The sequence below is a fragment of the Chryseobacterium turcicum genome (assembly GCF_021010565.1).
GTDB lineage: Bacteria > Bacteroidota > Bacteroidia > Flavobacteriales > Weeksellaceae > Chryseobacterium > Chryseobacterium turcicum.
This window is the reverse complement of the sequence record NZ_JAJNAY010000001.1, coordinates 2,895,906-2,921,639: the sequence shown is the minus strand read 5'-3', so window position 1 is coordinate 2,921,639 and position 25,734 is coordinate 2,895,906. Positions and strand designations below refer to the sequence as shown.

The window sequence follows — 25,734 nt, the reverse complement described above, 5'->3', positions numbered from 1 at the left end:
GATAAAAGAACCACTATTTTCTATTAACAGTTTGCTCCTAATGGAGCTGCATTAATCCCATCGGGATTTTCTGTTAATAGAAAAAATGAAATAATCCAAAACAAAGCTCCAGAGGAGCGACCTATCGATTTACATTATTAACATTGAGTTTGTCAATTTGTTTATTGTTTTAATCGGACAACAATGATAATAAGTATTAGGGATTTAAAAACCTTACGATGAGTTGAAAATTTAAGCTGTCAAAAAAAATACGTTCAATTCCAATAAAAATTATAAATTTAAAATCTCAAAATAGTATTTGGATGACTAGCAAAGCCTTTGATGTTTATCGCGATTTTCCTTTTTTCTTTCAGAAAGAACTTGTTGAAATTTTTCAGGCTCATGAAAAAGTAAGTTTTCAAAAAGGAGAATACATTCTCGAAGAAGGAAAAACCGCCAATGAATATTATATTTTAGAAAAAGGTCTTGCTCGTTCATGGGTCAATGATTTTAATGGAAATGAAGTCACCACCCACTTTTTTGTAGAAAATGAAATCATTATTGATGTTTCATCATTATTCCAAAGAATTCCGACTCAGGAAAATATTGTTTGCATTACAGATTGCGAATGCTGGAAATTTGATTTTGAAACCTTTCAGGAATTATTTCACAAAATCCCAAACCTCAGAGAATGGGGAAGAGCATGGATGTCTCAGCAACTTTTCATTTATAAACAACGTTCTGTAGAGATGTTTACGCTTTCTGCCACCAAACGTTACCTCAATTTATTAGAACAAAAACCTCATGTTGTACAATTTGCTCCACTAAAGCAAATTGCTTCCTACTTAGGTGTGACAGACACTTCTTTAAGCCGAATTCGTAAAGAATTGGTTTCCCATCCCAAGAAAAATTAAATCTTGTCTTATGGCAAGTTGATTTTCGTAGCGACTTAGTAATTTTGGTTAAAAGTATTACACCCAAAAATTACAATATGAAAATCAACCAAATTTATGTCAACCTTCCGGTAAAAGACATTCTAAAAACAAAAGAATTCTGGACGAATGTAGGATTCACTATTAACGAACAGTTTTCAGATGACAAAGCAGTTTGTGTTGTGTTGAGCGATACTATTTACGTGATGTTTTTAACGGAAGAATATTTCCAGACTTTTTCAGAAAGACCGATTCCAAAAGGTGATACTACGCAGGTTTTGGTAGCTATTGGCTTAAACAGTCGTGAAGAAGTTGATAAAATTGTTAACGCAGCTGTTGAAAACGGAGCAACTCAACATGAAGAACCTCAGGATTATGGATGGATGTACCAGAACTCTTTTTGGGACATCAACGGTCATGGTTGGAATGTAACATTTGCTGATATCTCTCAAATGCCTACTGAATAATTTTTAAATTATTGCAAATTTAGCTGATAACGCAGATTGTTTAATCTGAAAATATCTGCTCAATCCGTAAAATCTACGAGAGGAAATTAATAATAAATCTACAGAGTCTTATAATCATAATTATCTATGTAAATCGGAAGAACCTGTGGCTAAATAAATAAAAATCAAATTATGGACACTCCAAAATCAACAAAATTAGAAATCATTATTCCTGCATTTCGAGGACATAGTCAGAATTTTCTGATGGTTCTTGACAGGATTTCAGAAGAAGATGCCTTAAAAAGAATTGAAGGCAGAACCAACCATATCATTTGGATGGTTGGAAATTTTCTCGATATGCGTTATGCAATGGGAAGCGTACTCGGTTTGAATGAAGAATTTGAGTTTAAAGATTTTTTCTTTCAGGGAAAAGCGTTAGATGAAAATTTAGAATATCCGTCTTTACAGCAGTTGAAAGGTTCTTTTCATAAAATTTCACCTCTTGTTTATCAAAAATTATTGGAAGCTTCAGATGAAGATTTAGATAAAGCTTTTCCAATGGGAATGAATATTGAGTTTTTTCCTGAAAATGTACTCAATTTTATCGGAATGTGCATCGGTCGCGAAGATTATCTCTGCGGACAAATAGGATTAATGCGTAGAATCCTTAATTACGAAGGAATGAAATACGATTTTGACGAAAATATGAAATATTAATGTAGTCTTTGCTGAGTAGAACGCCTTTGCGAACAAAAAATATTCTCAATTAGATTAAGAGCTGTTTAAATTTAAATGAAAATAATTTATCTCGCAGATTTTGCTGATTTAGCAGATTAGTTTCTCAGTTTTTAATCTGCTAAATCTGTGTGATTTGCGAGAATTATATAAAAAATGATTGGAAAAAATCACAACTTAATCGCACAGAATTTAAATTAATAAAATTTAAACAAGCTCTAAAAAATATTTGCGCTCTTTGCGTTAAAATAAAACAGCAATAGACACCAATTTAATCGTGTTATTTGTGAAAAAAAACATTAGTGAAATTAGTGTTAAAAAAAAACTAACTTTTAAAAATAAAAATCATGGCAAAATTAAATCCTTACCTCAATTTTGACGGTACAGCAGAAAAAGCATTCACATTTTACAAATCTGTGTTTGGCGGAGAATTCGTTGGAGAAATTCATAAAATGGGTAACGCTCCCGGAACTGAAAATTTATCAGATGAAGAAAAAAACAGAGTAATGCATATTGCGCTTCCTATTGGGGGAGACCTTTTGATGGCTTCAGATATTGTACCGTCATTTGGGCAAAACTTAACCGTTGGGAATAATAATTACGTTTCAGTATTTCCAGATTCCAGAGAAGATGCAGAAAGAATCTTTAAAGGACTTTCAGAAGGTGGAAATGTTGAAATGCCACTTGAAGACCAATTTTGGGGAGACTATTTCGGTAGTTTTCAGGACCAATTTGGTGTACATTGGATGATTAATTATAATGAAGAATACACAAAATAGTTTTATATTTAATTATTGAAAGGGTAGATGTTGAGTTTACCCTTCTTTTTACACCCTAAAAACAAATTATTAAATGGATAAAGTTAAAATTGATATTACGATACTGGCACCAGTAGAAAAAGTTTGGGATTATTTTAATGCTCCAAAACATATTGTTAAATGGAATTTTGCCCATGAAAGTTGGTATTGTCCAAAATCTGAAAATGATTTGAAAATCGGTGGTAAATTCAATAATAGAATGGAAGCAAAAGACGGCAGCTTCGGATTTGATTTTGCAGGAATTTATGATGAAGTGGATAAGAATGAAAGAATAAAATATCAGATTGAAGATGGTAGAGAAGTAGAAGTGATTTTTGAAAAAATTGACGAGAATACAACCAAAGTAATCCAAATTTTTGATGCTGAAAAACAAAATTCAGTGGAGATGCAGCGTGAAGGATGGTATGCGATTCTCAATAATTTTCATAAATATGTAGAAAACCATTAAACTTTAAAAACGTGTAATCATGATCAATTTGGTAATAATGGCAAAATGTTTAAAACCCATTTGCGCTGAGAATCATGTGGAGGGAAATCAATTTTTACAAGGCGTTATAGCAATGCCTGCAAGAAGAACGCTGGAAAAAGAACAGATCGATTCTCTTAGAAAACTATCAGATTATTCTGAAAATGAATTGCTGAAATTTCACGGTTTCGGAAAAAATACAATTTCAAAGCTTAAAAATTACATGAAAGAAAATAATTTTTCTTTTAAAAATCAATAAAATAAATTGAGTCTCAGAAAAAGAGGTTCAGAAAAATATTTAATAAATCCTAAGTTAAAAAAAAATGAATAACAATATTTTCCCGTGTTTATGGTATGATGGTGATGCTAAACAATCTGCAGAGTTTTATTGCAAAGTATTTGGCGGAAAAATTACTGCAGACACACCTGTTGTAATGAATATTGAGATTTTCGGGCAGAAAATAATGCTTTTGAACGGTGGCCCTCATTTTGAAAAAAATGCTTCAGTTTCGTTTATGGTGATGTGTGAAACGGAAGACGAAGTTCAGAAATATTGGGATCAATTGGAAGACGGAGGAATTGTTTTGATGGCGTTAGATTCTTATCCTTGGAGTAAAAAATATGGTTGGATCCGAGATAAATTTGGCGTTACATGGCAATTGTATTTAGGTGAAAAGAAAAGCGAGCAAAGAATTATTCCGACTTTAATGTTTATTCATCAAAATAACGGAAAAGCATCAGAAGCAATGGAATTATACACTCATGTTTTTCCAAACTCAAAAATAGAAAGCGTGCTGAAATATGGAGAAGGAGTAAATGGTGAAAACCACGAAATTCCGGAAAACGTACAGCATGCCCATTTTGAAATCGACGGTTATTCGATGTTTTGCATGGATAATTCTTATGATCACAAGTTTGATTTTAATGAAGGGATTTCTATGGTCATTATGACAAATAATCAGGAAGAAACAGATAACCTTTGGAATTCGTTAACAGCAGAAGGGGGAAGAGAAAGCATGTGTGGTTGGCTAAAAGATAAATTCGGAATGAGCTGGCAAATTGTACCCAAAAGACTCATTGAATTGATGAGCGATTCTGATCAGCTGAAAGCTCAAAAAGTAGTGCAAGCAATGATGAAAATGCAAAAAATTGTGATTAAAGACTTAGAAGAAGCTTATAATTCTTAGTTGAATGATGAAAGCTGGATGTTAGACGTTATTTTTTCATGAAAATTTTGGTCAAGAGTGTAGTTGGTTTTATCACCAGTGAAATTATCCACATGAATGGCGAAGATTTTGATGAAGTATAAATAATTTTACCTAAACCTAAACCTAAACCTAAACCTAAACCTAAACCTAAACCTAAACCATGGAAGTTTTAGAATTTGAAATAAAAATCAATGCAAGTCCCGAAAAAATATGGACCGTTCTGTGGGACGATATGCATTACAGACAATGGACTTCCGCATTCACAAAAGGTTCTTTCTATGTGGGAACTTGGGATGAAGGCAGTATTATAAAGTTTTTTGATCCTAATAACAACGGAATGTACAGCCGTGTTTTGAAAAACGATCCCAATAAAGAGATGACTTTTCTGCATTTGGGTGAAATTTATGATGGGATAGAAACCCCACAAGATTGGGGTGATGCCACAGAAACTTATACTTTAGAGGAAACAGAAGAAGAAACAATATTAAAAGCCACAATTAAATCTTCGCCAGAATTCAAAGATTTTTTTGAGGAAAAATTTCCTGCAGCACTTCAGAATGTGAAGAATCTGTCGGAAAATCAGCTTTAATTTACTGATGATTACTTTCAAAGACACAAATGATTTTTTAAGTTAAATAATACACGCCAAAAAATCATTATCATGGAAAATTTATCATACAATATCATTATTGATGCTCCTAAAGAAAAAATATGGGATGTTTTGTGGACTCCCCAAACCTACTCTGAATGGACGAAATTTTTTAATCCTAAATCTATTTCATTGATGAAATCTGATTGGCAGGTCGGTGGGAAAACCTATTTCACAAACACAGATGGTGAAGGAATGGTTTCTACAATTGATAGTTTGGAAAAACCTGATCAGATTGTTTTTAAACATTTGGGAATGGTCGATAAAGACGGAAACGAAGACACCCAAAGCAAAGAAGTGATGGAGTGGAACGGTTCTTTTGAAAAATATTTCCTGATTTCCCTGGATGACGGAACGGTAAAGCTTCAGGCAGAAGTTCAAGCTGAGAGCGAATGGAAAGATCATATGAATGAAGGGTTTACAAAAGGCTTACAGATTGTAAAAGATCTTTCCGAATCTAAATAATATGATTTGAATAATTTATATCAAGAGGTTTTTAGAGAAAGCCTCTTTTTTATTTAACTTTAAAAAATATCCTCAATCATCTGCGAAAATCTTCGTAATCTGTAGGAATCTAAATAATTATCATGAAACTACTATCAATCCTTTTCATAACATTTGCTTTAGCGCTACTGGGGACAAAAATCTTTCAGGGAAACTGGAACTTTCTCTTTTCAGGAAACCTCGGAATGGCAGTTTTTATACTATTCACAGGTTTTGCTCATTTTAAATTCCAAAAAGGAATGGCTTTAATGATTCCTGAATTTATGCCTGCAAAAATGTTTTGGGTTTACTTTACCGGTATTATCGAAATTGCGGCAGGAATTGGTTTGATGATTCCTTCAATTCGTGAGCTGACTTCAATTTTGTTGATTATCTTTTTGGTGTTAGTTTTTATTGCGAATATTAATTCATCAAGAAAAAAAGTCAATCTTTTTAAAGCAGATTATTCGGGTCCCGGAATGAGCTATCTGTATAAAGAAAGAATTCCTATGCAGATTATTTTAATAGCCTGGACGTGGTTTTTTGGAATTTATCTGAACTAAAAATGAATTTTAAATCGATTAAAATAAGTTTGATTTAAACAAAATTTAAAACCAACATCACGATTTTTATCTCTCACCGAAAATCCTTATTTTTGCATATCTAAAAAGTAAAAGTAAAGAAATGAATTCCTACAAAAATCCTTTGGAAGAACGCTATTCAAGCGAAGAGATGTTGTTTAACTTTTCACACAACAATAAATTCCAGAATTGGAGAAAGCTTTGGATTGCTCTGGCTGAAATCGAAAAAGACTTAGGTCTTGAAATTACAGACGAGCAAATTGCTGAGTTGAAAGCGAATGTTGACAATATCGATTACGATAAAGCAGCAGAATACGAGAAAAAATTCCGTCACGATGTAATGGCTCACGTTCACGCTTATGGTGATGTGGCGCCTTCTGCAAAGGGAATTATTCACTTAGGAGCAACTTCGGCGTTTGTAGGAGACAATACAGATTTAATTCAGATCCGTGACGGACTTTTAATTTTAAAGAAAAAGTTGGTGAACGTGATGAAGAATCTTGCTGATTTTTCAATTCAATATAAAGACCTTCCAACTTTAGGATTCACTCACTTCCAACCAGCTCAGTTAACAACTGTTGGAAAAAGAGCAACACTTTGGTTACAAAGTTTAGTTCTTGACATCGAAGAGCTTGATTTCTTCTTGGAAACATTAAGATTCAGAGGTGTAAAAGGAACAACCGGAACTGCAGCAAGTTTCTTGGAGCTTTTCAACGGTGATTATTCTAAAGTAAAACATTTAGATAAAGAATTGTCAAAGAGATTCGGTTTCGAAAAAGTATTCGGCGTTTCAGGACAGACTTACGATAGAAAAATCGATGCAAAAGTGGTTGCCTTATTAGGTAATATCGCACAATCTGCACATAAATTCACAAACGATTTACGTTTACTTCAAAATTTGAAAGAAATTGAAGAGCCGTTCGAGAAAAACCAAATCGGTTCATCTGCAATGGCTTACAAGCGTAACCCGATGAGAAGCGAAAGAATCGGAGCATTGGCAAAATACGTAATGTCTTTAACGACAAGTTCTGCAATGGTTGCTTCAACACAATGGTTTGAAAGAACATTGGACGATTCTGCAAACAAGAGATTAACCATTCCTCAAGCGTTTTTAGCGGTTGATGCAATTCTATTGATTTGGAATAACATCATGAACGGAATCGTGGTTTATCCGAACAGAATCAACAAACATATTATGGAAGAACTTCCTTTCATGGCGACAGAATACATCATCATGGAAGAAGTGAAAGCTGGTGGTGACCGTCAGGAAATTCACGAAGTAATCAGAGTTCATTCTATGGAAGCATCTAAAAAGGTAAAAGAAGAAGGTCTAGAAAACGATCTTATCGAAAGAATCTTGAATGATGATTCATTAAAATTAGATAAATCAAAATTAAAAGAAGTTCTTGATCCTAAAAATTTCATTGGTTTTGCACCTATTCAAACGGAAGAATTCATTGCAAATGAAGTTCAGCCGATTATTGATGCAAACAAAGAGCTGATAGGATTAGAAGCTGATCTTAAAGTATAAATAATATGCAGTCTTTTCGGCTGCATATTTTGTAAAAATAATTTTTGTTTATTATTTGAACAGAGGTATTGTGAAATTGTAATTGGAATGACCGTTCCTGAGAAAATTATGAAGGAAGATAATCATTTGTCCGCCATTGATGTAAATCTGCTTGAGAACATTAAATCTATTGTTCTTAAAGCTCGGTCAAATGCGTATCAACGAATAAACCGGGAACTGATACTTACCTACTGGGAAATTGGGAAAGAAATTGTGGAAGCTGAAAGGAGAAATGATATTGATTATTCCACATCCAGACAGATTATTCTGAAGCTATCTAAATTGTTGACTAAAGAGATTGGAAAAGGTTTTTCTCGTTCTAATCTTTTCAATATGAGGAAGTTTTATCTAGAATACTCAAGTGTCCAGTCACCGACTGGACAGTTTGATGAAAATCTTTTCTTGTCTTCAATACAACTTACTTGGACACATATTTGCGAGTTACTCATTATTGAAGATAAATCGAAAAGAAGTTTTTACGAAAAAGAAACAGTAAACTCTCATTGGTCTATTCGTGAATTGAAAAGACAAATTGATAGTTCTCTTTATGAAAGGCTTTTACTCTCTCAAGGAAAATCTAACAAAGAAAAGGTTTTAGAATTATCAAATAAAGGCCAAGAACTAACTAAGGCTGAAGATATTCTTAAAAGTCCTTATGTTTTTGAGTTTTTGGGAATTCCTGAGAATAAACCTATCCTTGAAAAAGATTTAGAAAGGAAACTCATCCGGCATATCGAAGACTTTTTGTTAGAATTGGGTAAAGGTTTTATGTTTGTCGGCTCTCAACAACGTATAACTATCAACAATACACATTATTATGTTGATATGGTTTTTTATAATAAAATATTGCAATGCTATATTTTGATAGAATTGAAAACCACAAAACTAAATATTGCGGATGGTGGACAACTAAATACCTATCTTAATTATTATAAAACAGAGGTGAATGACGAGAATGACAATCCACCAATAGGAATTATTCTTTGTGCTGAAAAAGACGAAATTACTGCAGAATATATTTTGGGTGGATTTGAAAATAATCTTTTTGCTTCAAAATATATCACTGTTTTGCCAGATAAGCAAAAGCTGATAGAAGAAGTGGAAAATGTGATGAATACTGCTCAATAAACAGAGTTGCGCAGTTGATTTAAATAAAATTAATAAATCTAATAAATGATTTTAGAATGAAAACTAAAATCTTATATCTATAAAAATGAACAAAAGAATTTTCGTAGAAAAAAGAGAGATTTTCGATGTAGAAAGTCCAAAAATTTTTGATGAAGTAAAAGCGGTTGTTCCGTCTATCCAAAGCGTAAAGGTGTATAACGTTTACGATATTTTTGGTTTAAATGATGGTGAATTCGAAAAAGTAGTTAACAGTACTTTTGTAGACCCAGTTACTGATATTTTAATCGAAGAAAACCCTGCACAAGGAATTTATTTCGCATTAGAATTTTTACCGGGACAATACGACCAACGTGCCGATTCTGCGCAACAATGTATCGCTTTATTGACTGGAAATGAGAAGTCTAAAGTAAGAAGCGGAAAATTAATCGAATTTGAAGGAGTTTCCGATTCTGATTTAACAAAAATCAAAGACCTTTTAATCAATAAAGTAGAATCTCAGGAAAAAGATTTATCTATTTTGGATATTCCTGCAGAAGAAACGCCGTCGAAAGTAATTGTTCACGAAGGTTTCATTGATTTTGATGATGCTCAATTGGAAGAATTCTTTAATAATCACGGTTTTGCATTAGGATTGGATGACTTAAAATTCATTCAGGAATATTTTAAAACGGAAGAAAGAAATCCTACAGAAACTGAACTTAAAGTTTTAGACACGTATTGGAGCGACCACTGTCGTCATACTACATTTGAAACAGAATTGTCAAATATTGAATTTGAAGGACAATTTAAACATACATTGGAAACGATTTTCAATGATTATATCGAAAAAAGAAAATTCTTAGGACGCGAATTAAAACCAATTTCTTTGATGGATTTGGCAACAGTTTGCGGAAGATATTTCCATAAAACAGGTCAATTGGATAACTTGGTAGTTTCTGATGAAATCAACGCTTGTACCATCCAAATTGAAGCTGAATACGATGGTAAAAAAGAACCTTGGTATTTATTATTCAAAAATGAAACGCACAATCACCCAACCGAAATCGAGCCTTTTGGTGGGGCGTCAACTTGCTTAGGTGGTGCAATTAGAGACCCTTTGTCTGGGCGTTCTTTCGTTTTCCAGGCGATGAGATTAACGGGTGCTGCTGATGTTTTAGAATCAGTTGATAAAACTCTTCCGGGTAAATTACCTCAAAAAACAATCACAAAACAGGCTGCAAACGGATATTCTTCTTACGGTAATCAAATCGGTTTGGCGACTACAATGGTTTCCGAAATCTATGATGAAGGATACAAAGCAAAAAGAATGGAAGTTGGTTTCGTTGCCGGAGCCGTTCCTGTGGATTGGGTAAGACGTGAAAAGCCTGAAGCTGGTGATTCTATCATCATTTTAGGAGGCGCGACTGGTCGTGACGGAGTTGGTGGAGCAAGCGGAAGTTCTAAAGAACAAGACGAAACTTCTATCCACACGATGAGTTCTGAAGTTCAGAAAGGAAATGCTGTTGAAGAACGTAAAATCCAGAGATTATTCAGAAATCCTGAAGTGACGAGATTGATTAAAAAATCTAACGACTTCGGTGCTGGAGGTGTTTCTGTGGCAATCGGTGAAATCGCTGATTCTTTGGAGGTTAATTTAGATGTTTTACCTTTAAAATATGAAGGTTTGAACGGAACTGAATTGGCTATTTCTGAATCTCAGGAAAGAATGGCGGTTGTGGTTGAGCCAAAAGATAAAGAACAATTTATCAAATTCTGTGAAGCTGAAAACATTGTGGCTGTTGAAGTGGCAAAAGTGACAGATTCAGGAAGAATGCAGATGTTCTGGAAGGGTGATATGATTGTTGACCTTTCAAGAGCCTTTTTAGATACAAATGGTTGTTCAAAAACTCAGGAAGCAAAAATTACTCATTTAGAAGAAGTTAAAGAAGAAACTTTGACATTCAATGAAGAGAATTTCTTAAAAATATTAAGCGATAAAAACGTTGCTTCTCAAAAAGGTTTGCTAGAAATGTTTGATTCATCGATTGGTGCGACTACGGTTGCGATGCCTTTAGGTGGAAAATACCAGCAAACTTTAATGGAAGGTAGTGCTCAAACGCTACCAATTTTAGGCGCAAAAAATATCGAAACGGTTTCTTTGGCAAGTTGGGGATTTGATGCTGAAATTTCAAAGCAAAACTCATTGCTAGGAGCTTCTTATGCTGTTGTAGAAAGTGTTGCTAAAATCGTTGCGATGGGTGGCGATTACAAAAATATCAGATTCAGTTTCCAGGAGTATTTTGAGAAACTAGGTCAGAGTCCTGAAAAATGGGGGAAACCTTTGGCTTCTTTACTTGGAGCTTATGATGCTCAGATTAATTTCGGTTTAGCAGCAATTGGTGGTAAAGATTCAATGAGTGGTACATACCAAGATTTGAATGTTCCGCCAACCTTGATTTCTTTCGCTTGTGCAAACGGAGAAAAGAAAAATATAATCTCTCCGGAATTTAAACAGGCAGGAAATAAATTATATTTCTTTAATCATATCGCTCAAGAAAACGGACTTCCAAACTACGATAAATTAAAAGCTGTTTTTGAATTGGTTTTTGAAAATATCAAAGCCGGAAAAATCGTTTCTGTGAAAACAATTAAAGAAGGTGGAGTTGCCGTTGCTTTAGCGAAAATGAGCTTCGGAAACAGATTAGGTGCTGAAATAAATATCGCTGATGAGAAAGTTTTATTAGCTAAAAATATTGGAAGTTTAATCATTGAATCAACTGAAGAATTAAGTTCTGTTGAACTTCAATTGATTGGTGAAGTTAAAAGTTCAAATATTTTGAAAATCAGTAATTTGAATTTTGAAATCGAAAAATTACTTGAAGCAAATACAAATACTTTTGAAAACCTTTTTCCAACGGTTGAAAAAGAAAAATTGACGGTTGAGATTGATGAGAAAGTAAACTCAATCAACCCAAGGAATATCATTATTAAAAAACATGGGATGGCGAAGCCAAGAGTTTTTGCTCCTGTGTTTCCGGGAACAAACTGTGAATATGATACGCTGAATGCATTTGCAAAAGAAGGTGCAGTTGTAAACAGTTTACCGTTGAAAAATATCAATCATCAATTGCTTGATGAAAGCATCGATGCGTGGGTTGAAGAAATTAAACAGTCACAGATTTTAGCATTCTCTGGAGGGTTTTCTGCAGGTGACGAACCGGACGGTTCTGCTAAGTTTATCGTGAATGTTTTGAAGAATGAGAAGATGAGAAATGCTGTTCACGAATTGCTAGACAGAGACGGAATGATTATCGGAATCTGCAACGGTTTCCAGGCTTTGGTGAAGTCAGGGTTATTACCTTATGGTAGAATCAAAGACTTAGATGAAAATTCTCCTACGTTAGCTCATAACGCTATCAGAAGACATATTTCTCAAATGGTGAACGTGAAAGTTCTGAATGACGAATCACCTTGGTTGAAAGGAATGAAAGGACAAGTTTATACAATTCCGATTTCTCATGGTGAAGGTCGTTTTATGGCTTCAAAAGAAGAGATTCAGAAGTTGTATGAAAACGGACAGATTGCGACTCAATACTTAGATTTAGAAGGAAACATCGCTCACGGAATGCCTTTTAATCCAAATAATTCATTATTCGGAATTGAAGGAATTACGAGCCCATGTGGAAAAATATATGGTAGAATGGGACACCCTGAACGTTTTGCAGAAGGTTTGATGAAAAATATTCCAACAGCGAATTATCATAATATCTTTAAAAACGGAGTTGAATATTTTAAATAAGCTTTTAAACCATTAGATTTTTGTAAGGTTTAATTATAGCCACATATTTGAGTATTTCAAATAATACAAATAAAATGACTGTCAGCAATGGCAGTCATTTTTTATTGAAAATCGTGCAACATTTTCTATATTCATTCATCTTTTTAATAGCAAGAAAATTGAAATGGTAATATGAAATTCAAAAATTGGAAAAATTTAAAATAAATTGCAACATTAACGATGTCATCGCGTCTATTGAATAGAGACAACAAATAATAACTAATAATTTTTGAAAACAACAACAGTAAATATCAGTGACAGGGAATTGTTAGAACGGTGTAGTTCTGGTAACAATTCCGGATATTCTCTGCTTTATCAAAGGTATTCGAAAGCTGTTTTCAATTCTATCTTTCGTATTGTAAATGACAGGGAAGATGCAGAAGATTTGCTTCAGGAGGTTTTCCTAAAAGCGTTTTCGGAAATAAAATCTTTAAAAAACACTGATAGTTTCGGAGGTTGGATTAAACGAATAGCCATCAATCATTCGCTTACTTTTCTTCGAAAAAAGAAAATTTACTTTGCAGAAATTGATGATGATAAGATGTTGGATATCAATGATGATGAGCTGGAAGAAAAACTCGCTTTAGAATTTCGTATAGAAGAACTTCAGAACGCTATTGCAGAGCTTCCGTTACAAATCAGAACTATAGTAAATCTTCTTCTGTTTGAAGATATGTCGCAAGAAGAAGTGGCAAAAAGCCTCAATATTCCGCACGGTACAGTAAGAAGTTATTATCATCGTGCTAAAAAGAAAATTTTTGAAAAAATAACTCAAAAATCTGAAAATGAAAGATCCGCTTAAAAAATATATTCAAGACCACCGTGAGGAATTCGACACCCTCGAAGCTCCGGATGAAATGTTTGACAAAATAATGTCAAGACTGAATGAACCAACAATTTCTGTAGAAAAAACAGTTCCCTTATTTTCATGGAAAAAATGGAGCGTAGCAGCTTCAGTGGCGGTGATTTTCAGCGTCGGACTTTATACTTTTTGGAATCAAAGAGAAGGTGAAAAACCTATGATTGCGGTTCATGAAAAATTTAAGGAAAATGAAAATGATGTTTTAAATCAAAAAAATGATTTAGAAACGTTGAAAACAGAGGTTGTAGTACAACAGAATACAGGCGAAGTTTTCACAAAAAACTATTCAGATAATTCAAAGAAAATAGTAAAAACTGAAAATCTTGTTCAGAATGAAAAACTTGCAGGTGAAAGTAGTTTTGATGAACTGAAAGCTTTAGAATTGATTAATAATCAGCATTCTGCAAGTTCAAGGTTACGAGGAATTGATTTACTGAAGCGTTTTTCAGTTTCCGATGAAAAAATTATCAATGTTTTGTCGGAAAAAGCCCTTTCAGACGAAAGTACAAATGTAAGATTGGCTGCTGTTGACGCTTTGTCTGTACATATTGAAGATGCAGAGGTTGGTAAAAATATTCGACAGATTTTTCTCAATCAGGATGACCCTCTTGTACAAAAAGAACTTATTGCGATTTTAACTGAGAAAAATCCATCCCAGCTTCACGGTGAAGTTAATGCAAAACTTAGAGAACTTACTCTGAATCCTACAACGGCAGTGTTCGTGAAGGACGAAGCATACGCAGTTTTAATGAGATATTAAAAGCTTTTATATATAAACAAATAAATTATTAACAAATTAAACATTATGAAATCGCCATTATTTGGAAACATAAACACGTGTGAAGGTATAGCGATAACATATGGCAATTAAAAAACAATAAAAATCTACCTATGAAAAAGATATATTTAATCTTATTTGCTTTGATCACGCTTTCTGTACACGCACAAGAAGATACTGAGCAAATTAATTCTTCACAAGAGATTTCTAAAACGTATAAAATCAAAAAAAGTAAAGGCAAGCTGCTCCTTAATCTAGGTCAAGTAACGGTGGAAGGTTACAAGGGGAGCGAAATCATTTTTTCGGTTAAAGGAGAAGATGCTGAAGAAGATAAGCGTGCGGAGGGCCTGCAAATCATTAATTCTTTAGGGCTTGTAGACAATACTGGGCTTGGAATTAATGTAAGTGAAAAAGACGGTATGATGGAAGTGAATTCGTTGAAAAAAATGTCTTTTCCGGATGTAAAAATCTTAGTTCCAGAAAACGTTATTGTTTCTTTTAAACATCAATCGCAATATGGTGGGGACATAGTTTTCAAAAATATTCAGAATGAAATTGAAATCTCAACCACTTATAACAATATTAAGCTGGAAAACATTACAGGTCCTGCAACGGTAAAATCTATTTATGGTAATGTAGAAGCGGTTTTTAGCCAAAATACAAAAGGTCCTTTGTCTATTATTTCGGTGTACGGTCTTACTGATGTTACACTTCCTAAATCGGTGAAAGCTAATTTGAAAACAACAACTTCGTATGGTGAAATTTATATGTCTCCGGATTTTAAGATTGATGTTGAAAAGAAAGATGGTTTGATACGTCAAGGTGATGAATTGATTGGAAAAGTGAATGGTGGCGGTACTAATATCGAAGTTCGTTCCGATTACAGTAAAGTTTATTTAAGAGCGAAATGAGAACGCTATTAACTCTTGCAGTAAGTTTCGTTTTCGGTCTTACTGCAGCACAAACAGCGATTAATAAAAGTTTTTCTACCGATAAAAATCAAAATCTATCCTTAAAGTTTGATTATCCACAATTGATACGAATCAGCAGTTGGGATAAGTCTGAAGTTCAGATTTCGGGAACTGTCAATATTAATGGCAACGAAAGTAATGATGCTTTTCAAATAAAGGAGTCCAAACAAGGAAACGCTCTGGTTATCGAAGGGAAAATACCTGAAATGAAAAATATTCCGCATCGAATCAAAGTTCAGCAAGGAGATAGAAAGTTGATTTTTAAAACCAGAGAAGAATATCAAAAATATTGTAAAGAAGACAATGTAACGTTTAATTCAATGACGCAGGGTGCTGATGTTGATATTCAACTAGAAATTAAAGTTCCGAAATACTTAATGACTCAGATAGAATCTCAATATGGTTTGGTAGAAGTGAAAGATTTTGGTGGAAACATTAAGGTGAATGCAATATATGGCGGAATTGATGCGACCATTGTAGATAAAAAAATAGGAAAACTTTCTGCAGAAACTCATTTCGGACAAATTTATTCAAATCTGGATGCTAAATTCACAGGAAAAGATTCGGAAGGTTTTCGTACTTTAGTTACGACAACATTTGGAAGCGGACCACAATATAATCTGGAATCCAAATATGGTAATATTTATCTAAGAAAATAATTGATATCGTATTAAATGAAAAACGAAATTCATCATAAGAAAATGACTGTCATCAATGGCGGTCATTTTTCAGATTTAGCAGGCTTTTATGAAGAGGTTTCTCAATTTTTTATAAAGGATGAAGATTGGAACATAGGAACTTTAGACGATTTTGATGATGTTTTGTATGGAGTTGAATCGGATATTACCTGGAAAGATTCTCGGAAATCAAAAGAAGATTTAGGATTTGATTTAACTAAAGAGTTCTACAAAAATAAAATCATGCAGGGAAAGCCTTTCAACGTACAATTGATTCAGCAAAAACTTGATGATTTACTTTCTGGAAATGGACAAACTCTATTTGAGATTTTAATTGAAATCATAGAGTCTCATAAAAACATTACGTTAATTTTAGACTAACTTTTAAGTTAAATGTTTTCAAAAAAACACACAAATATCTGTGAAAATATGAGAAATCTGTAGGCAAAAATTTTAATCAATAGAAACGAACTTTAGTTCGTTTGTGTTTGTAATCCGACAATAAGGCTTTAGCCAAAACTTACCTCAGAAGATTGCTTCGTTGCCTCACAATGACGGTTTAAATGAAAATATATTTCCAGTACACAAAAACTCCCACAATCAAAGAAAGTATAGCCATCAAGGTAACTGCTCCTGCAGAAATATCTTTAATAAAACCAATTCTTTTATCAAATTCCGGCTGAATCATGTCGCATAATTTTTCAATTGCTGTATTAAAAATTTCTGCGACTAAAACCATAAAACAAACGATAAGAATGAGAATGGTATCAATAGTTGAAAGTTTTAAATAAAAAATTAAAAATATGTTAATTAACAAAGCTAAAACTTCCAACTGAAAATTTCTCTCAGATGTCAGCATGAAAAAAAGACCTCGAAAAGCATTCAAAATACTTTTGTGAATGGGTGGTTTGCGCATCTTTTTCTTTTTACAAAGATAGAAAAAAGGGGGTGCTTTTTAATTTTTCTCTTATATTTGACAAATTTAATTTCAATGATGAAAAATGTATTTCTTTTATTAGGCTTAGTACTTTCCACTGGCCTTTTTGCACAGGATTATAAGAAAAAAATTGCTAAATCTTCTTGTGATTGCGTTAGGTCAATTAAGACTGAGGGAAAAGAAGGCTCCACAATAACTGCTGAGTTAGGGGTATGTATGCTGAAAGCCGCAATGCCTTTTTCAAAAGAAATCAAAAAGGATTATAATATTGACCCTACTGCCGATATTACGGATGGTGCTAAAATGGAGCAGTTAGGAATAAAAATGGGAATTCTGATGGCAGAAGAATGTCAGGAAGAGTTTTTGAAAATAGCTCAATATGCTGATGAGGAAGCAGGTGAAAAAGAATCTTCAGAGCTTTTGATAAACGGAACGGTCTCTAAAATAGAGAAAGAAAACTTTATTATTTTTCACGTGGTAGGAGAAAATAAAATGCTTAATAAGCTTTATTGGATTTCATCTGTGGACTCCAATTTAGATTTACCTAAAGAATATCAGACTTTGATAAACAAGAAAGTTAACATCAGCTATTTTACGATGGAGATTTTTGACCCCAAAATTAATGACTACAAAACCCTGAATATTATATCGATGCTAAAAACAGAATAATGATATTTGTTAATAACTCTCAGAATTATTCTTTTCTATCTGTTTTCTATTTATTATATTTGTAGAAACTTATTATTAAATCTATGAAATTTATTATTTCAAGTGGTGAACTGCAGAAGGCTTTGCAAACTGTAAGTGGCGTAATATCAAGCTCTCAATCGAGACCGATTTTAGAAAACTATCTTTTTGAACTAAACGAAAACATCGTTACCATTACTGCATCTGATGGAGAAACAACGCTTATTACTTCTTTGGAGGTAAAGTCAGACGACTCGGGTAAATTTGCGGTTCCAGCTAAGATTTTTCAAGATTTTATAAAAACGTATGGCGAGCAGCCTCTTACCTTGGTAGTGAAAGACAATGCCGAAGGTACAGGTAGTTTGTTGGAGATTTTAGATGAAAAAGATAATTTTGCTGTGGCTTTAGATAATGCAGATGATTATCCGGAAATTCCGGAATTTGACGCTTCTCAAAGTGTAACCATGCCTGCCGGAGTTTTATCTGAAGCTTTAACGAATACTCTTTTTGCAACAAGTAACGATTCTCTTCGTCCGGTAATGACGGGAGTTTTATTCCAGTTTAGGGAAAACGAAACCAATTTTGTTTCTACAGATTCTCACAGATTGGTCGTGTACAAAAGAACAGATTTGGTGAATGCGGAGCCGATGGAATTTATCATGCCTAAAAAGCCGTTGAATATTTTCAAAAATATTTTAGCAAGCTCAAACGAAGATATCACCATCGACTTCAACGAGAATATGGCGAAATTTACCTTTGGTAAACACATCTGGATTTGTAGATTGATTGACGGTAAATATCCTAATTATACAGCGGTAATTCCTAAAGAAAACCCGAATGTATTGACGATTAACAGAAACCTTTTATTAGGTGCAATCAAGAGAGCGTCAATCATGTCTAATAAATCAACCAATCAGGTAAGATTCAAATTATCGGCTAATATTCTTCACCTTCATGCAGAAGATACAGAATATGCAAACAAGGCAGATATGCAGATTCCTTGTGATTATAACGGTGAAGATATCAACATTGGTTTCAGTTCTAAATTTTTAACAGAAATGCTAGGTATTTTAGGAGCAGATGATATCACAATGAAAATGTCTCAGCCCAACAGACCGGGAATCATCGAGCCGCTTGACGGCCTTGAAGAAAACGAAAATATCTTAATGTTATCAATGCCGGTAATCGGATTGTAAGATTAAAAAAATATAAGTAAAAAGGATTTCAAATTTTGAAATCCTTTTTTTATGGAATTATATTAAGCGGCAATCTTTGGTTTGAGTTAAGAATAGCATTTAATTCTATTTTTAAATAGATTGTTTAACGAGCTGGCTTTCTAGAAGAGCTTGTAAAGTGTTGGGATATAATAAATTGTACTTGATTGCCTCTTCGGAGTGGTTGATTGCTTCAACGGAGTGGTTGATTACCTCTTCGAAGTGAATGATTCTTTCAACGAAATGGATGATTGTCTCATTGAAGTACTTGATTCTCTCATCGAAGTGATTGATTGCCCTAACGAAGTAGTTGATTATCGCAATTGAATGCTTGAACGGTATTTCTAAGTGATTGAAGCTTCCATCAAACTATCTTGACGTCTTAATAGTGTGATAATGAATCCCGTCACTTCGAGTAGACTTAAAAAAAAAAATCATATCGAGAAGCTGTTGATGAGAAGACAGATTTTGTACTTCAGTTTGCAGGTTCTCGATATATTCCCCTTTGTTTTATCTTGGAAAAGACTAAATAGTTTATAATCTTATGTACTACAAATATGCTATTACATGTTGTTTATTTTTTATTTACATTGATGTCATTATACAGCTTGTCAACAACTTTTTCTAAAATTTCTCCCGTTTCGTTAAAGCTGGTGTTTGTCAGTATAGATATTCCTATGTTTTGTTTGGGATAAATGACAAACCAATTCTGCATTCCGTATATACCTCCATGATGTCTATAAATCAATTTATCATCATTTTCTATGATATACCAATGATAGCCTTCCCAAAAATCAGAACCTTCTTTATATAATCTTTTATGAGATTCGTTTACAATAAGATTTGATGTATCAAGTTGCAATTTCATATATTTTACTAAATCGGTAGTTGTAGAGTGCAGACCTGAAATTCCGCCCCATAAAGTTCTATTGAAGTTAGGCATTAACTCGTTTTTATCGTTATAGCCTTTTACCAATCTTGTTTTATCATTTTCATTAAGTGTAAACTTAGTTTGGTTCATTTTATTTGGCTTCAAAACAAATTCAGTGACCAATTCTTCAAAAGGTTTTTGATACACTTTTTCAAGTATATATGCTGTTACCTCGGGAGCTGTGTTTGAATAGTAATATTTTTCGCCAGGTTTTGTTTCAATTTTAATTAATTTCAATCCTTCAAAAAAAGCCTCTTTATTTTCGCTTTTTATAGGGAAGTTAGGGAATCCACCCGTATGGGTGATGAGATGTTTAATTCTTATTGGTTCTCCTTTAAATTCTAAATTGGGATAAGCTTCGTCAAGATAAATTCTAATATCATCATCTAAATTTACTTTTTTATCAAGTACCGCTTTAGCGGCTATATAACCTGTAAAAGTTTTCGTTACAGAAGCCAGTTCATAAAGTGTAGAATCATTGGGTTTGTTTCCTTTTCCAATAGTTAATTCTCCGAAATGCTTTATTGTGGATTCACCATTTTTAAAGACTGCAACAGAAACAGAATGAAATCTTTTGTCTTCTAATAGCTGTTGAGCATTTTTTGTAATCGCATTTTCAACATTTTGTTTATCGATTTGCTGAACACTTTTACACCCAAGCAAGGCAAAAAATAAAATAGCGCTTAAATATTTCATGGATATAGTTTAATTATTTGATTAAATGGTTAGATAGCACTTATATTTGGTTTTATGTAATGCAACAATCAAAAATATAATTTCAAATCTGTTTAAGCTAATTTTTGTTTAACCGCAAAAGAGACAAAAGAAATTTGAAGTGTATATTATTTAGATATTCAAAGCTCTCCAAAGAATAAAAATCTAAGATTTTTGAAAACTTATGTGTTCTTTTTCATTTTAGAAATAAGCTTTTAATAGAAATATCTAAATCTTTTATGGATGTCCGTAATTAATAATAACTTAATTTTTAACAGCTTGTTTGTCATTCCGTAGGAATCTAAACTGATTAATTTTCAATGTGTTGAGATTCCTGCGGAATGACAAAACGACTGCTAATTTTAGCGTTATGCTTAAAGACGGATATGCACAAAATCTTTTGTGTCTTTTGTGGTTTAATAAAAAGTTTAAACAATTTTTTCGTTAAAAATAAATAATTCTCAATTAAGAAAGTAGTTTGTACGCCCCGTCACTTCGAGTAGATTTTTGAAAAAAATCATATCGAGAAGTTGTTGATGAGAAGATAAACTTTGTACTTCAGCTCACGGGTTCTCGATACATTTTTCTTCCACTTCGTTGCAGAAAAACACTCGAACGGACGAAGCGATTAAATCGTTTTAGAATCTGTCTTTAGAGTAATTCTCGCAGATTATACAGATTTAGCAGATTAAAAAGAAAGAAATCAGCAAAATCTGCGAGATAAATTATTTTCATCTAAATTTAAACATTCTTATAATATAGAGTCATTTGTTGTTGCTTTTATAAATTTTTCTTCAACATAGAAACTATTTCATGAGCTACTTTTGCTGAAGAACTTGGGTCTTGTCCGGTCACAAACCTTCCATCTACGACATAAAATCCATCGCCCCGATTTTCAGAATAAACAAAGTTGCCCTCATTATTTTTGATGGCTTTATCCATAGAGAAAGGGAAGGCTTTGTAATAATCCATTTCTTTATTTTCAAAATAGTCGGGATAGCCGGTTATTTTTTTTCCAGCATAAAGTGATTTTCCGTTGTCGTCTTTCAGATAAGCAATTCCTGCAGTACCATGACAGATGGTTGCAATAATCCCTTTTTTGATGTAAATGTTTTTTGCCAGTTTTTGGATGGTAATATCTTCCGGTACGCCATACATTGCGGCGCCACCACCACCGTAAAATATCGCAGCATAGTTATCGGGATTAATTTCTGAGGGTTTCTTTGTGTATTTCAGTTGGTTCATGTATACATTATCATACAAATGTTTTTTCTGAATACTGTCTGATGTATTGATATATCCCAACGGAATAGCGCCACCTTTTGGGCTTATAAAATCAACCACAAATCCTGCTTTTGTAAATATATCATAAGGAATGGTGATTTCTTCAAAATGATTAGAAGTATTGATGTTCGTATTGCCATAGAAATGCTGATTGGAAGTAACAAAAAGAATCTTCTTTTGTGCCAACAGATTTATTGTGCTTAGAACAACCAACCATACAATGAGTAGTTTTTTCATTTTTAATCGATTATTGTTTTGGTTTATTGGCAGGAGCTTCTGCAGTTTTATGTGGAGTTCTTGTTGAAATTTTGTCTACGATAAGCCAGCCTTTATCGGTTTTTAAAAGATTAAAATAGTCTGTAAATAAAAGGGTAGGTGTGCTTATTTCAATTTTTGATACGGCAATATTGTTGGTGATATCAATAGATACGATTCTACCAAACCAATTGTCGCTTTTGGTTGCTTTTTTCCAGCCTGTGAGGTATTGTTTTTTAGAAATTACATTGACTTTATTGTCTCGGAAGACTTTGATTTGCCAGGAGTCGTCGAAAGACTTTCCTACCTTAACTGTATCGTTGACTGACTGCCCGTCGATGTAAAGATTTATGGTTTTTTGAATTAAATTGAAGTCACTTTGTGGGTCTTCTGTCTGAGCAGTTACATTCAAAAAGGTAAAGCATAATCCGATGAATAGAAATAATTTTCTCATTTTTAATAAAATTTAATTTGTTAAATAATGAGAACAAAAGTGAGGATTATAGCCCTTTCAAAAGCTTTCGTTTATAATTTAGAAGTATGAATTTATAAAATAGAACTTACTTAGAATATGCTTTTTGGTACTCTGCAGGCGTAACACCAGTTATTTTTTTGAATGCTGTGAAAAAACTTGATTTAGAATTGAATCCGCTTTCGTAACCTAAACTTTCGATGGTGTAATTGTTTTCGGTTTCCAAAAGTTGTTTGGCTCTGTTTACACGATATTCTTTGATAAGCGTAGAGAAAGATTTGCCTAAATTTTCATTGATATATTGAGATAATAAATGCTTACTTAGTTTCAGTTCTTTTGCCGCTTCTTCTAAGGTGAAATTGGGATTGAGAAATAATTCTTTTTCAATAATGATATCTAGTTTTTTATCAATTAAAACCAACATCGATTCGTCAATTTTGTTTTTATACTTCTCTTTTTCCGGAGAAAATTCGGGTTCATCGCTTTTTCTGAAAACCAGAAGCAAAACAATGATGTATAAAATAAAGGTAAATGACAAAGATCCGGCAATATAAGAGGTGTAAGCGGAAGTGGTGTAAGCCAGCCATATCAATGCTACACCGATAAAAATACTCAATACCCAGATGTCTATTTTCAGAAGGTTTTCTTTAGTTTTTAATTTATGGAAAATGGGTTTTACACTTTTAACTGAGAAAATCATGTAAATAAACCATTGCGCACAAATTGCACTCACAATCCATTGGCTCCAAATTGGGCGATGTTCTACATAAGGATAAAAATAACCTACAATGGAAAGCACTACCACGTAAGGAATCACGTGTATTTGCCAGTTCTGTTTTGTATTTTCAGAATAAGATTTTAGATACAAATAAAGAAAAGGGCCAATTAATATACATGCAGAAAGCCCGATTTGAATAAAAATATTAGCCAATTGCGGATTAAAATAGAAGAATACAGACTTTATAATCCGAATGCTCAAAACCAGTAACAGAAAAGACAAATAGTAATTTGTAAAAACTTTCTTATTGGCATTAACTGCGAAGTAAATAGAAAGCAAAATACCGTTGAAAGCTCCTAAAGCACTAAAGAAAAAAAGAAACTGGTTGGGCTCTATCATTGTGATTTTTAATAGGAAGTAAATATAAATGATTTAGAGTAATGGTGCAATCATATTTTACATCTGTCTAATTAAAGATATTTTTTCCAATGAAGTGGATGAATAATTAGGATTAAAGTGAGGTTTTTTATCAATAAAGAATTGAAAAATGATTCTTAAATTTAGATACTACGAGATACCTTTAAAAATTTACTTTAGTCTACAAGGATTCTATAATCAAAAACTACCTTTCTATTTTCTAGGATTGAATCGAAATTAACGGGTTTAAAACTTTTCTCTCTACGATAGTATTCCAAATCATCAATATAGATTTCTAAAATTTTGTCTTTTATTTCCGGATTAGGTTTCTGTAAATATTTCTCACAAAGGCAAAGCGCTAATTCTTGTTTTGCAGATTCTAATCTCCATTGATTACCAACCATATTCTGACCATAGATGCGTTTTTCTTCTTTCTCATCTACGACATCATATTTGATTTTGCAAGATTTAAAGCTGACTTCTCCGGTATACTTTTCGGTACAGGAAAATACTATTGTCAAAAGCGAGAATAGATAGATTTTTTTCATTTTGTAAAACCTATGTTAGCAGAAATCCTTATTTTAATTTATCAAGTCTAATTACGTACCAATAATTAACGTTTGTTCTTGGAACATTATTTTTATCTAATTCATAGATATCTCCTTGAAATCCGCGAAGTGAATCACTTTCTTTTGATTCTTTCCAGTTTGAAGCTTTAGGATATTTATTTTTGTAATACAAACTATCTTGTTCACTTAGTCTATAAATAATAAATCGATTATTTTTTACATTGTCATTTAATTTTAAATCTTCTAACGTTAAAGTATCTCCATTAAGTTTATATTTTCCAGAATAACAACCATGATTCATAAAATCTCCATCACAAAATTCGTAATAATTGTCTTTATACAATGAAAAAAAAGTTCCTCCAAAGCCACTTTCATTTGGTCCTGCGTGAAAAATTTTATTTTTATCAGTTAGTTTAGGTTCACACGAGATGAAATATAGTGCTAGAATTACAAATAAAATTTTAAACTTTAATATTCGCATTATCATATTTTAAGGTTGGTTCAATTGTAAAGCAGAATGTTTTTTAGAATTTCTGCGAACGGAAAAAGTAATGGAGAAGTGTAGGTCAAATGTGGTAATTTTTTCAATTATCCTTTTCTTCCGCATTTTGCCAATACAACATTAGAAGAAATTTTTATTTGTAGTTTATTTTATGATTTAATTCAATAGGATTATTTTCTTGTAAAATATTAATTTGCATTTCTTTATTCTTTATAGAAATATCCATTGCAATACCATTCGGGCCGGTAAATGTAACTGTTTTTCCCATTCTTATTTTTGAATTTACATCATAGGGGTCATTAAAATATGACTTTGCAAGTGTTTCATATTTTTTCCAATCAATTTTTACTGTTTTTGTGCGTGCGTCAAAAATATTCCCGCTTTTCTTGACTTCTATCAAATTAAATGAATAGTCGTTGTTTAAATCTTGAATAGAAATAATCAATCCAGGTAAACCACTGAAAATATAGGGACCATCTGCAAAAGGTAATTCTGTAGTAAACCAAGCAATCCAGTTTCTTCCTCCGTAATTTGTTTCTGCTTTTTGAGATTTATATTTTCCAATGAGTTTTTGTTCCGAAGTTATATTCCAATTTAATATTTCCTCAACTGGAAGAAGATAATCTGTTCCCAAATAGGTTATTATTTTTTCAATTCTTTTTTGAGCTAAATTTTTTTTGACATAGAATTGGTTTTCAACACCCATTTTATACCTTCCGTTTCCTTTATTCAACCTTATTGAATCTGATTTTTTGTCTAGTGAATCTCTAAAAATTGAAGTATTATTTTTTAAATCCAAAATCATATTCTCGGAATAAACATCATCTTGTTTTTCTGAATTCAGTTTGTATTTTGTTTCGTAAATAAAACTTATTTTTTGCGAGAAGCAAAAGGTAGAAATCCCAAGAAAAAATATAATAAATTTCATTTGTGA

Annotated in this window: 28 protein-coding genes; 20 read left to right on the top strand and 8 right to left on the bottom strand. The window is 32.7% G+C overall.

The window, feature by feature from the left end; genetic code table 11:
- Positions 1–302 precede the first annotated feature (302 nt).
- The 18 genes from LO744_RS13315 (at position 303) to LO744_RS13230 (ending at position 16,481) form a co-directional block, all read left to right on the top strand.
- Positions 303–893: a Crp/Fnr family transcriptional regulator gene (locus LO744_RS13315; protein WP_230669993.1), complete on the top strand. Its 591-nt coding sequence runs from the start codon at positions 303–305 to the stop codon at positions 891–893.
- Between the two features lie 77 nt (positions 894–970).
- Complete coding sequence (locus tag LO744_RS13310) at positions 971–1,378, top strand: VOC family protein (protein WP_230669991.1); 408 nt, start codon at positions 971–973, stop codon at positions 1,376–1,378.
- 171 nt (positions 1,379–1,549) lie between these two features.
- Complete coding sequence (locus tag LO744_RS13305; protein WP_230669989.1) at positions 1,550–2,074, top strand: DinB family protein; 525 nt, start codon at positions 1,550–1,552, stop codon at positions 2,072–2,074.
- Between the two features lie 365 nt (positions 2,075–2,439).
- Positions 2,440–2,871: a VOC family protein gene (locus tag LO744_RS13300; RefSeq protein ID WP_230669987.1), complete on the top strand. Its 432-nt coding sequence runs from the start codon at positions 2,440–2,442 to the stop codon at positions 2,869–2,871.
- Positions 2,872–2,944: 73 nt separating this feature from the next.
- Positions 2,945–3,358: an SRPBCC family protein gene (locus tag LO744_RS13295; RefSeq protein ID WP_230669985.1), complete on the top strand. Its 414-nt coding sequence runs from the start codon at positions 2,945–2,947 to the stop codon at positions 3,356–3,358.
- A 37-nt stretch (positions 3,359–3,395) separates the two neighbouring features.
- On the top strand, positions 3,396–3,635 hold the full coding sequence (locus LO744_RS13290) for a DNA-directed RNA polymerase subunit alpha C-terminal domain-containing protein (RefSeq protein ID WP_230669983.1): 240 nt from the start codon (positions 3,396–3,398) through the stop codon (positions 3,633–3,635).
- A 64-nt stretch (positions 3,636–3,699) separates the two neighbouring features.
- Positions 3,700–4,563 (top strand): VOC family protein, encoded by an 864-nt coding sequence (locus LO744_RS13285; RefSeq protein ID WP_230669981.1) that lies wholly within the window; start codon positions 3,700–3,702, stop codon positions 4,561–4,563.
- 181 nt (positions 4,564–4,744) lie between these two features.
- Positions 4,745–5,173 (top strand): SRPBCC domain-containing protein, encoded by a 429-nt coding sequence (locus LO744_RS13280; RefSeq protein WP_230669980.1) that lies wholly within the window; start codon positions 4,745–4,747, stop codon positions 5,171–5,173.
- A 72-nt stretch (positions 5,174–5,245) separates the two neighbouring features.
- Positions 5,246–5,698: an SRPBCC family protein gene (locus tag LO744_RS13275; protein ID WP_230669978.1), complete on the top strand. Its 453-nt coding sequence runs from the start codon at positions 5,246–5,248 to the stop codon at positions 5,696–5,698.
- A 122-nt stretch (positions 5,699–5,820) separates the two neighbouring features.
- Positions 5,821–6,279: a DoxX family protein gene (locus LO744_RS13270; RefSeq protein ID WP_230669976.1), complete on the top strand. Its 459-nt coding sequence runs from the start codon at positions 5,821–5,823 to the stop codon at positions 6,277–6,279.
- A 121-nt stretch (positions 6,280–6,400) separates the two neighbouring features.
- A complete protein-coding gene (purB, locus tag LO744_RS13265) occupies positions 6,401–7,828 on the top strand; it encodes an adenylosuccinate lyase (RefSeq protein WP_230669974.1) in 1,428 nt (475 codons plus the stop codon).
- Between the two features lie 108 nt (positions 7,829–7,936).
- Complete coding sequence (locus LO744_RS13260) at positions 7,937–8,995, top strand: PDDEXK nuclease domain-containing protein (RefSeq protein WP_230669972.1); 1,059 nt, start codon at positions 7,937–7,939, stop codon at positions 8,993–8,995.
- 85 nt (positions 8,996–9,080) lie between these two features.
- Positions 9,081–12,773, top strand: a complete 3,693-nt coding sequence (locus LO744_RS13255) for a phosphoribosylformylglycinamidine synthase (protein ID WP_230669970.1) — start codon at positions 9,081–9,083, stop codon at positions 12,771–12,773.
- Positions 12,774–13,041: 268 nt separating this feature from the next.
- The gene (locus LO744_RS13250) at positions 13,042–13,614 is read left to right on the top strand and encodes an RNA polymerase sigma factor (RefSeq protein WP_230669968.1); all 573 of its coding nucleotides are present in this window, start codon (positions 13,042–13,044) and stop codon (positions 13,612–13,614) included.
- Positions 13,598–14,434, top strand: a complete 837-nt coding sequence (locus LO744_RS13245; protein ID WP_230669966.1) for a HEAT repeat domain-containing protein — start codon at positions 13,598–13,600, stop codon at positions 14,432–14,434. The genes LO744_RS13250 and LO744_RS13245 overlap by 17 nt, the downstream gene beginning before the upstream one ends.
- Before the next feature lie 131 nt (positions 14,435–14,565).
- Positions 14,566–15,363 carry a DUF4097 family beta strand repeat-containing protein gene (locus LO744_RS13240; protein WP_230669964.1) on the top strand — a complete coding sequence of 266 codons (798 nt, stop codon included), beginning with the start codon at positions 14,566–14,568 and terminating at the stop codon, positions 15,361–15,363.
- Positions 15,360–16,082 carry a DUF4097 family beta strand repeat-containing protein gene (locus tag LO744_RS13235; protein WP_230669962.1) on the top strand — a complete coding sequence of 241 codons (723 nt, stop codon included), beginning with the start codon at positions 15,360–15,362 and terminating at the stop codon, positions 16,080–16,082. The genes LO744_RS13240 and LO744_RS13235 overlap by 4 nt, the downstream gene beginning before the upstream one ends.
- Positions 16,083–16,097: 15 nt before the next feature.
- Positions 16,098–16,481, top strand: coding sequence for a ribonuclease inhibitor (locus LO744_RS13230; protein ID WP_230669960.1), 384 nt, complete (start codon positions 16,098–16,100; stop codon positions 16,479–16,481).
- Positions 16,482–16,659: 178 nt separating this feature from the next.
- Here LO744_RS13230 and LO744_RS13225 read toward each other — a convergent pair whose 3' ends face one another.
- Entirely contained in the window at positions 16,660–17,016 is a 357-nt protein-coding gene (locus LO744_RS13225; RefSeq protein WP_230669958.1) for a diacylglycerol kinase family protein, read from the bottom strand.
- A gap of 75 nt (positions 17,017–17,091) precedes the next feature.
- Here LO744_RS13225 and LO744_RS13220 point away from each other — a divergent pair, with 75 nt between their 5' ends.
- Together LO744_RS13220 and dnaN are read left to right on the top strand one after the other, a co-directional pair.
- Positions 17,092–17,706 (top strand): hypothetical protein, encoded by a 615-nt coding sequence (locus tag LO744_RS13220; protein ID WP_230669956.1) that lies wholly within the window; start codon positions 17,092–17,094, stop codon positions 17,704–17,706.
- Positions 17,707–17,789: 83 nt separating this feature from the next.
- Complete coding sequence (gene dnaN, locus LO744_RS13215; protein WP_230669954.1) at positions 17,790–18,920, top strand: DNA polymerase III subunit beta; 1,131 nt, start codon at positions 17,790–17,792, stop codon at positions 18,918–18,920.
- A 592-nt stretch (positions 18,921–19,512) separates the two neighbouring features.
- On the opposite strand, the gene LO744_RS13210 is transcribed toward dnaN, so the two are convergent.
- The 7 genes from LO744_RS13210 to LO744_RS13180 form a co-directional block, all read right to left on the bottom strand.
- On the bottom strand, positions 19,513–20,565 hold the full coding sequence (locus LO744_RS13210) for a serine hydrolase domain-containing protein (protein WP_230669952.1): 1,053 nt from the start codon (positions 20,563–20,565) through the stop codon (positions 19,513–19,515).
- Between the two features lie 798 nt (positions 20,566–21,363).
- Positions 21,364–22,104, bottom strand: a complete 741-nt coding sequence (locus tag LO744_RS13205; RefSeq protein ID WP_230669950.1) for a type 1 glutamine amidotransferase domain-containing protein — start codon at positions 22,102–22,104, stop codon at positions 21,364–21,366.
- A 10-nt stretch (positions 22,105–22,114) separates the two neighbouring features.
- Positions 22,115–22,576 carry a nuclear transport factor 2 family protein gene (locus tag LO744_RS13200; RefSeq protein WP_230669948.1) on the bottom strand — a complete coding sequence of 154 codons (462 nt, stop codon included), beginning with the start codon at positions 22,574–22,576 and terminating at the stop codon, positions 22,115–22,117.
- Positions 22,577–22,682: 106 nt separating this feature from the next.
- Positions 22,683–23,711 (bottom strand): helix-turn-helix domain-containing protein, encoded by a 1,029-nt coding sequence (locus LO744_RS13195; RefSeq protein ID WP_230669946.1) that lies wholly within the window; start codon positions 23,709–23,711, stop codon positions 22,683–22,685.
- A 194-nt stretch (positions 23,712–23,905) separates the two neighbouring features.
- A complete protein-coding gene (locus LO744_RS13190) occupies positions 23,906–24,277 on the bottom strand; it encodes a hypothetical protein (RefSeq protein ID WP_230669944.1) in 372 nt (123 codons plus the stop codon).
- A 28-nt stretch (positions 24,278–24,305) separates the two neighbouring features.
- On the bottom strand, positions 24,306–24,779 hold the full coding sequence (locus tag LO744_RS13185) for a hypothetical protein (RefSeq protein ID WP_230669942.1): 474 nt from the start codon (positions 24,777–24,779) through the stop codon (positions 24,306–24,308).
- Between the two features lie 154 nt (positions 24,780–24,933).
- A complete protein-coding gene (locus LO744_RS13180) occupies positions 24,934–25,728 on the bottom strand; it encodes a GLPGLI family protein (RefSeq protein WP_230669940.1) in 795 nt (264 codons plus the stop codon).
- Positions 25,729–25,734 lie beyond the last annotated feature (6 nt).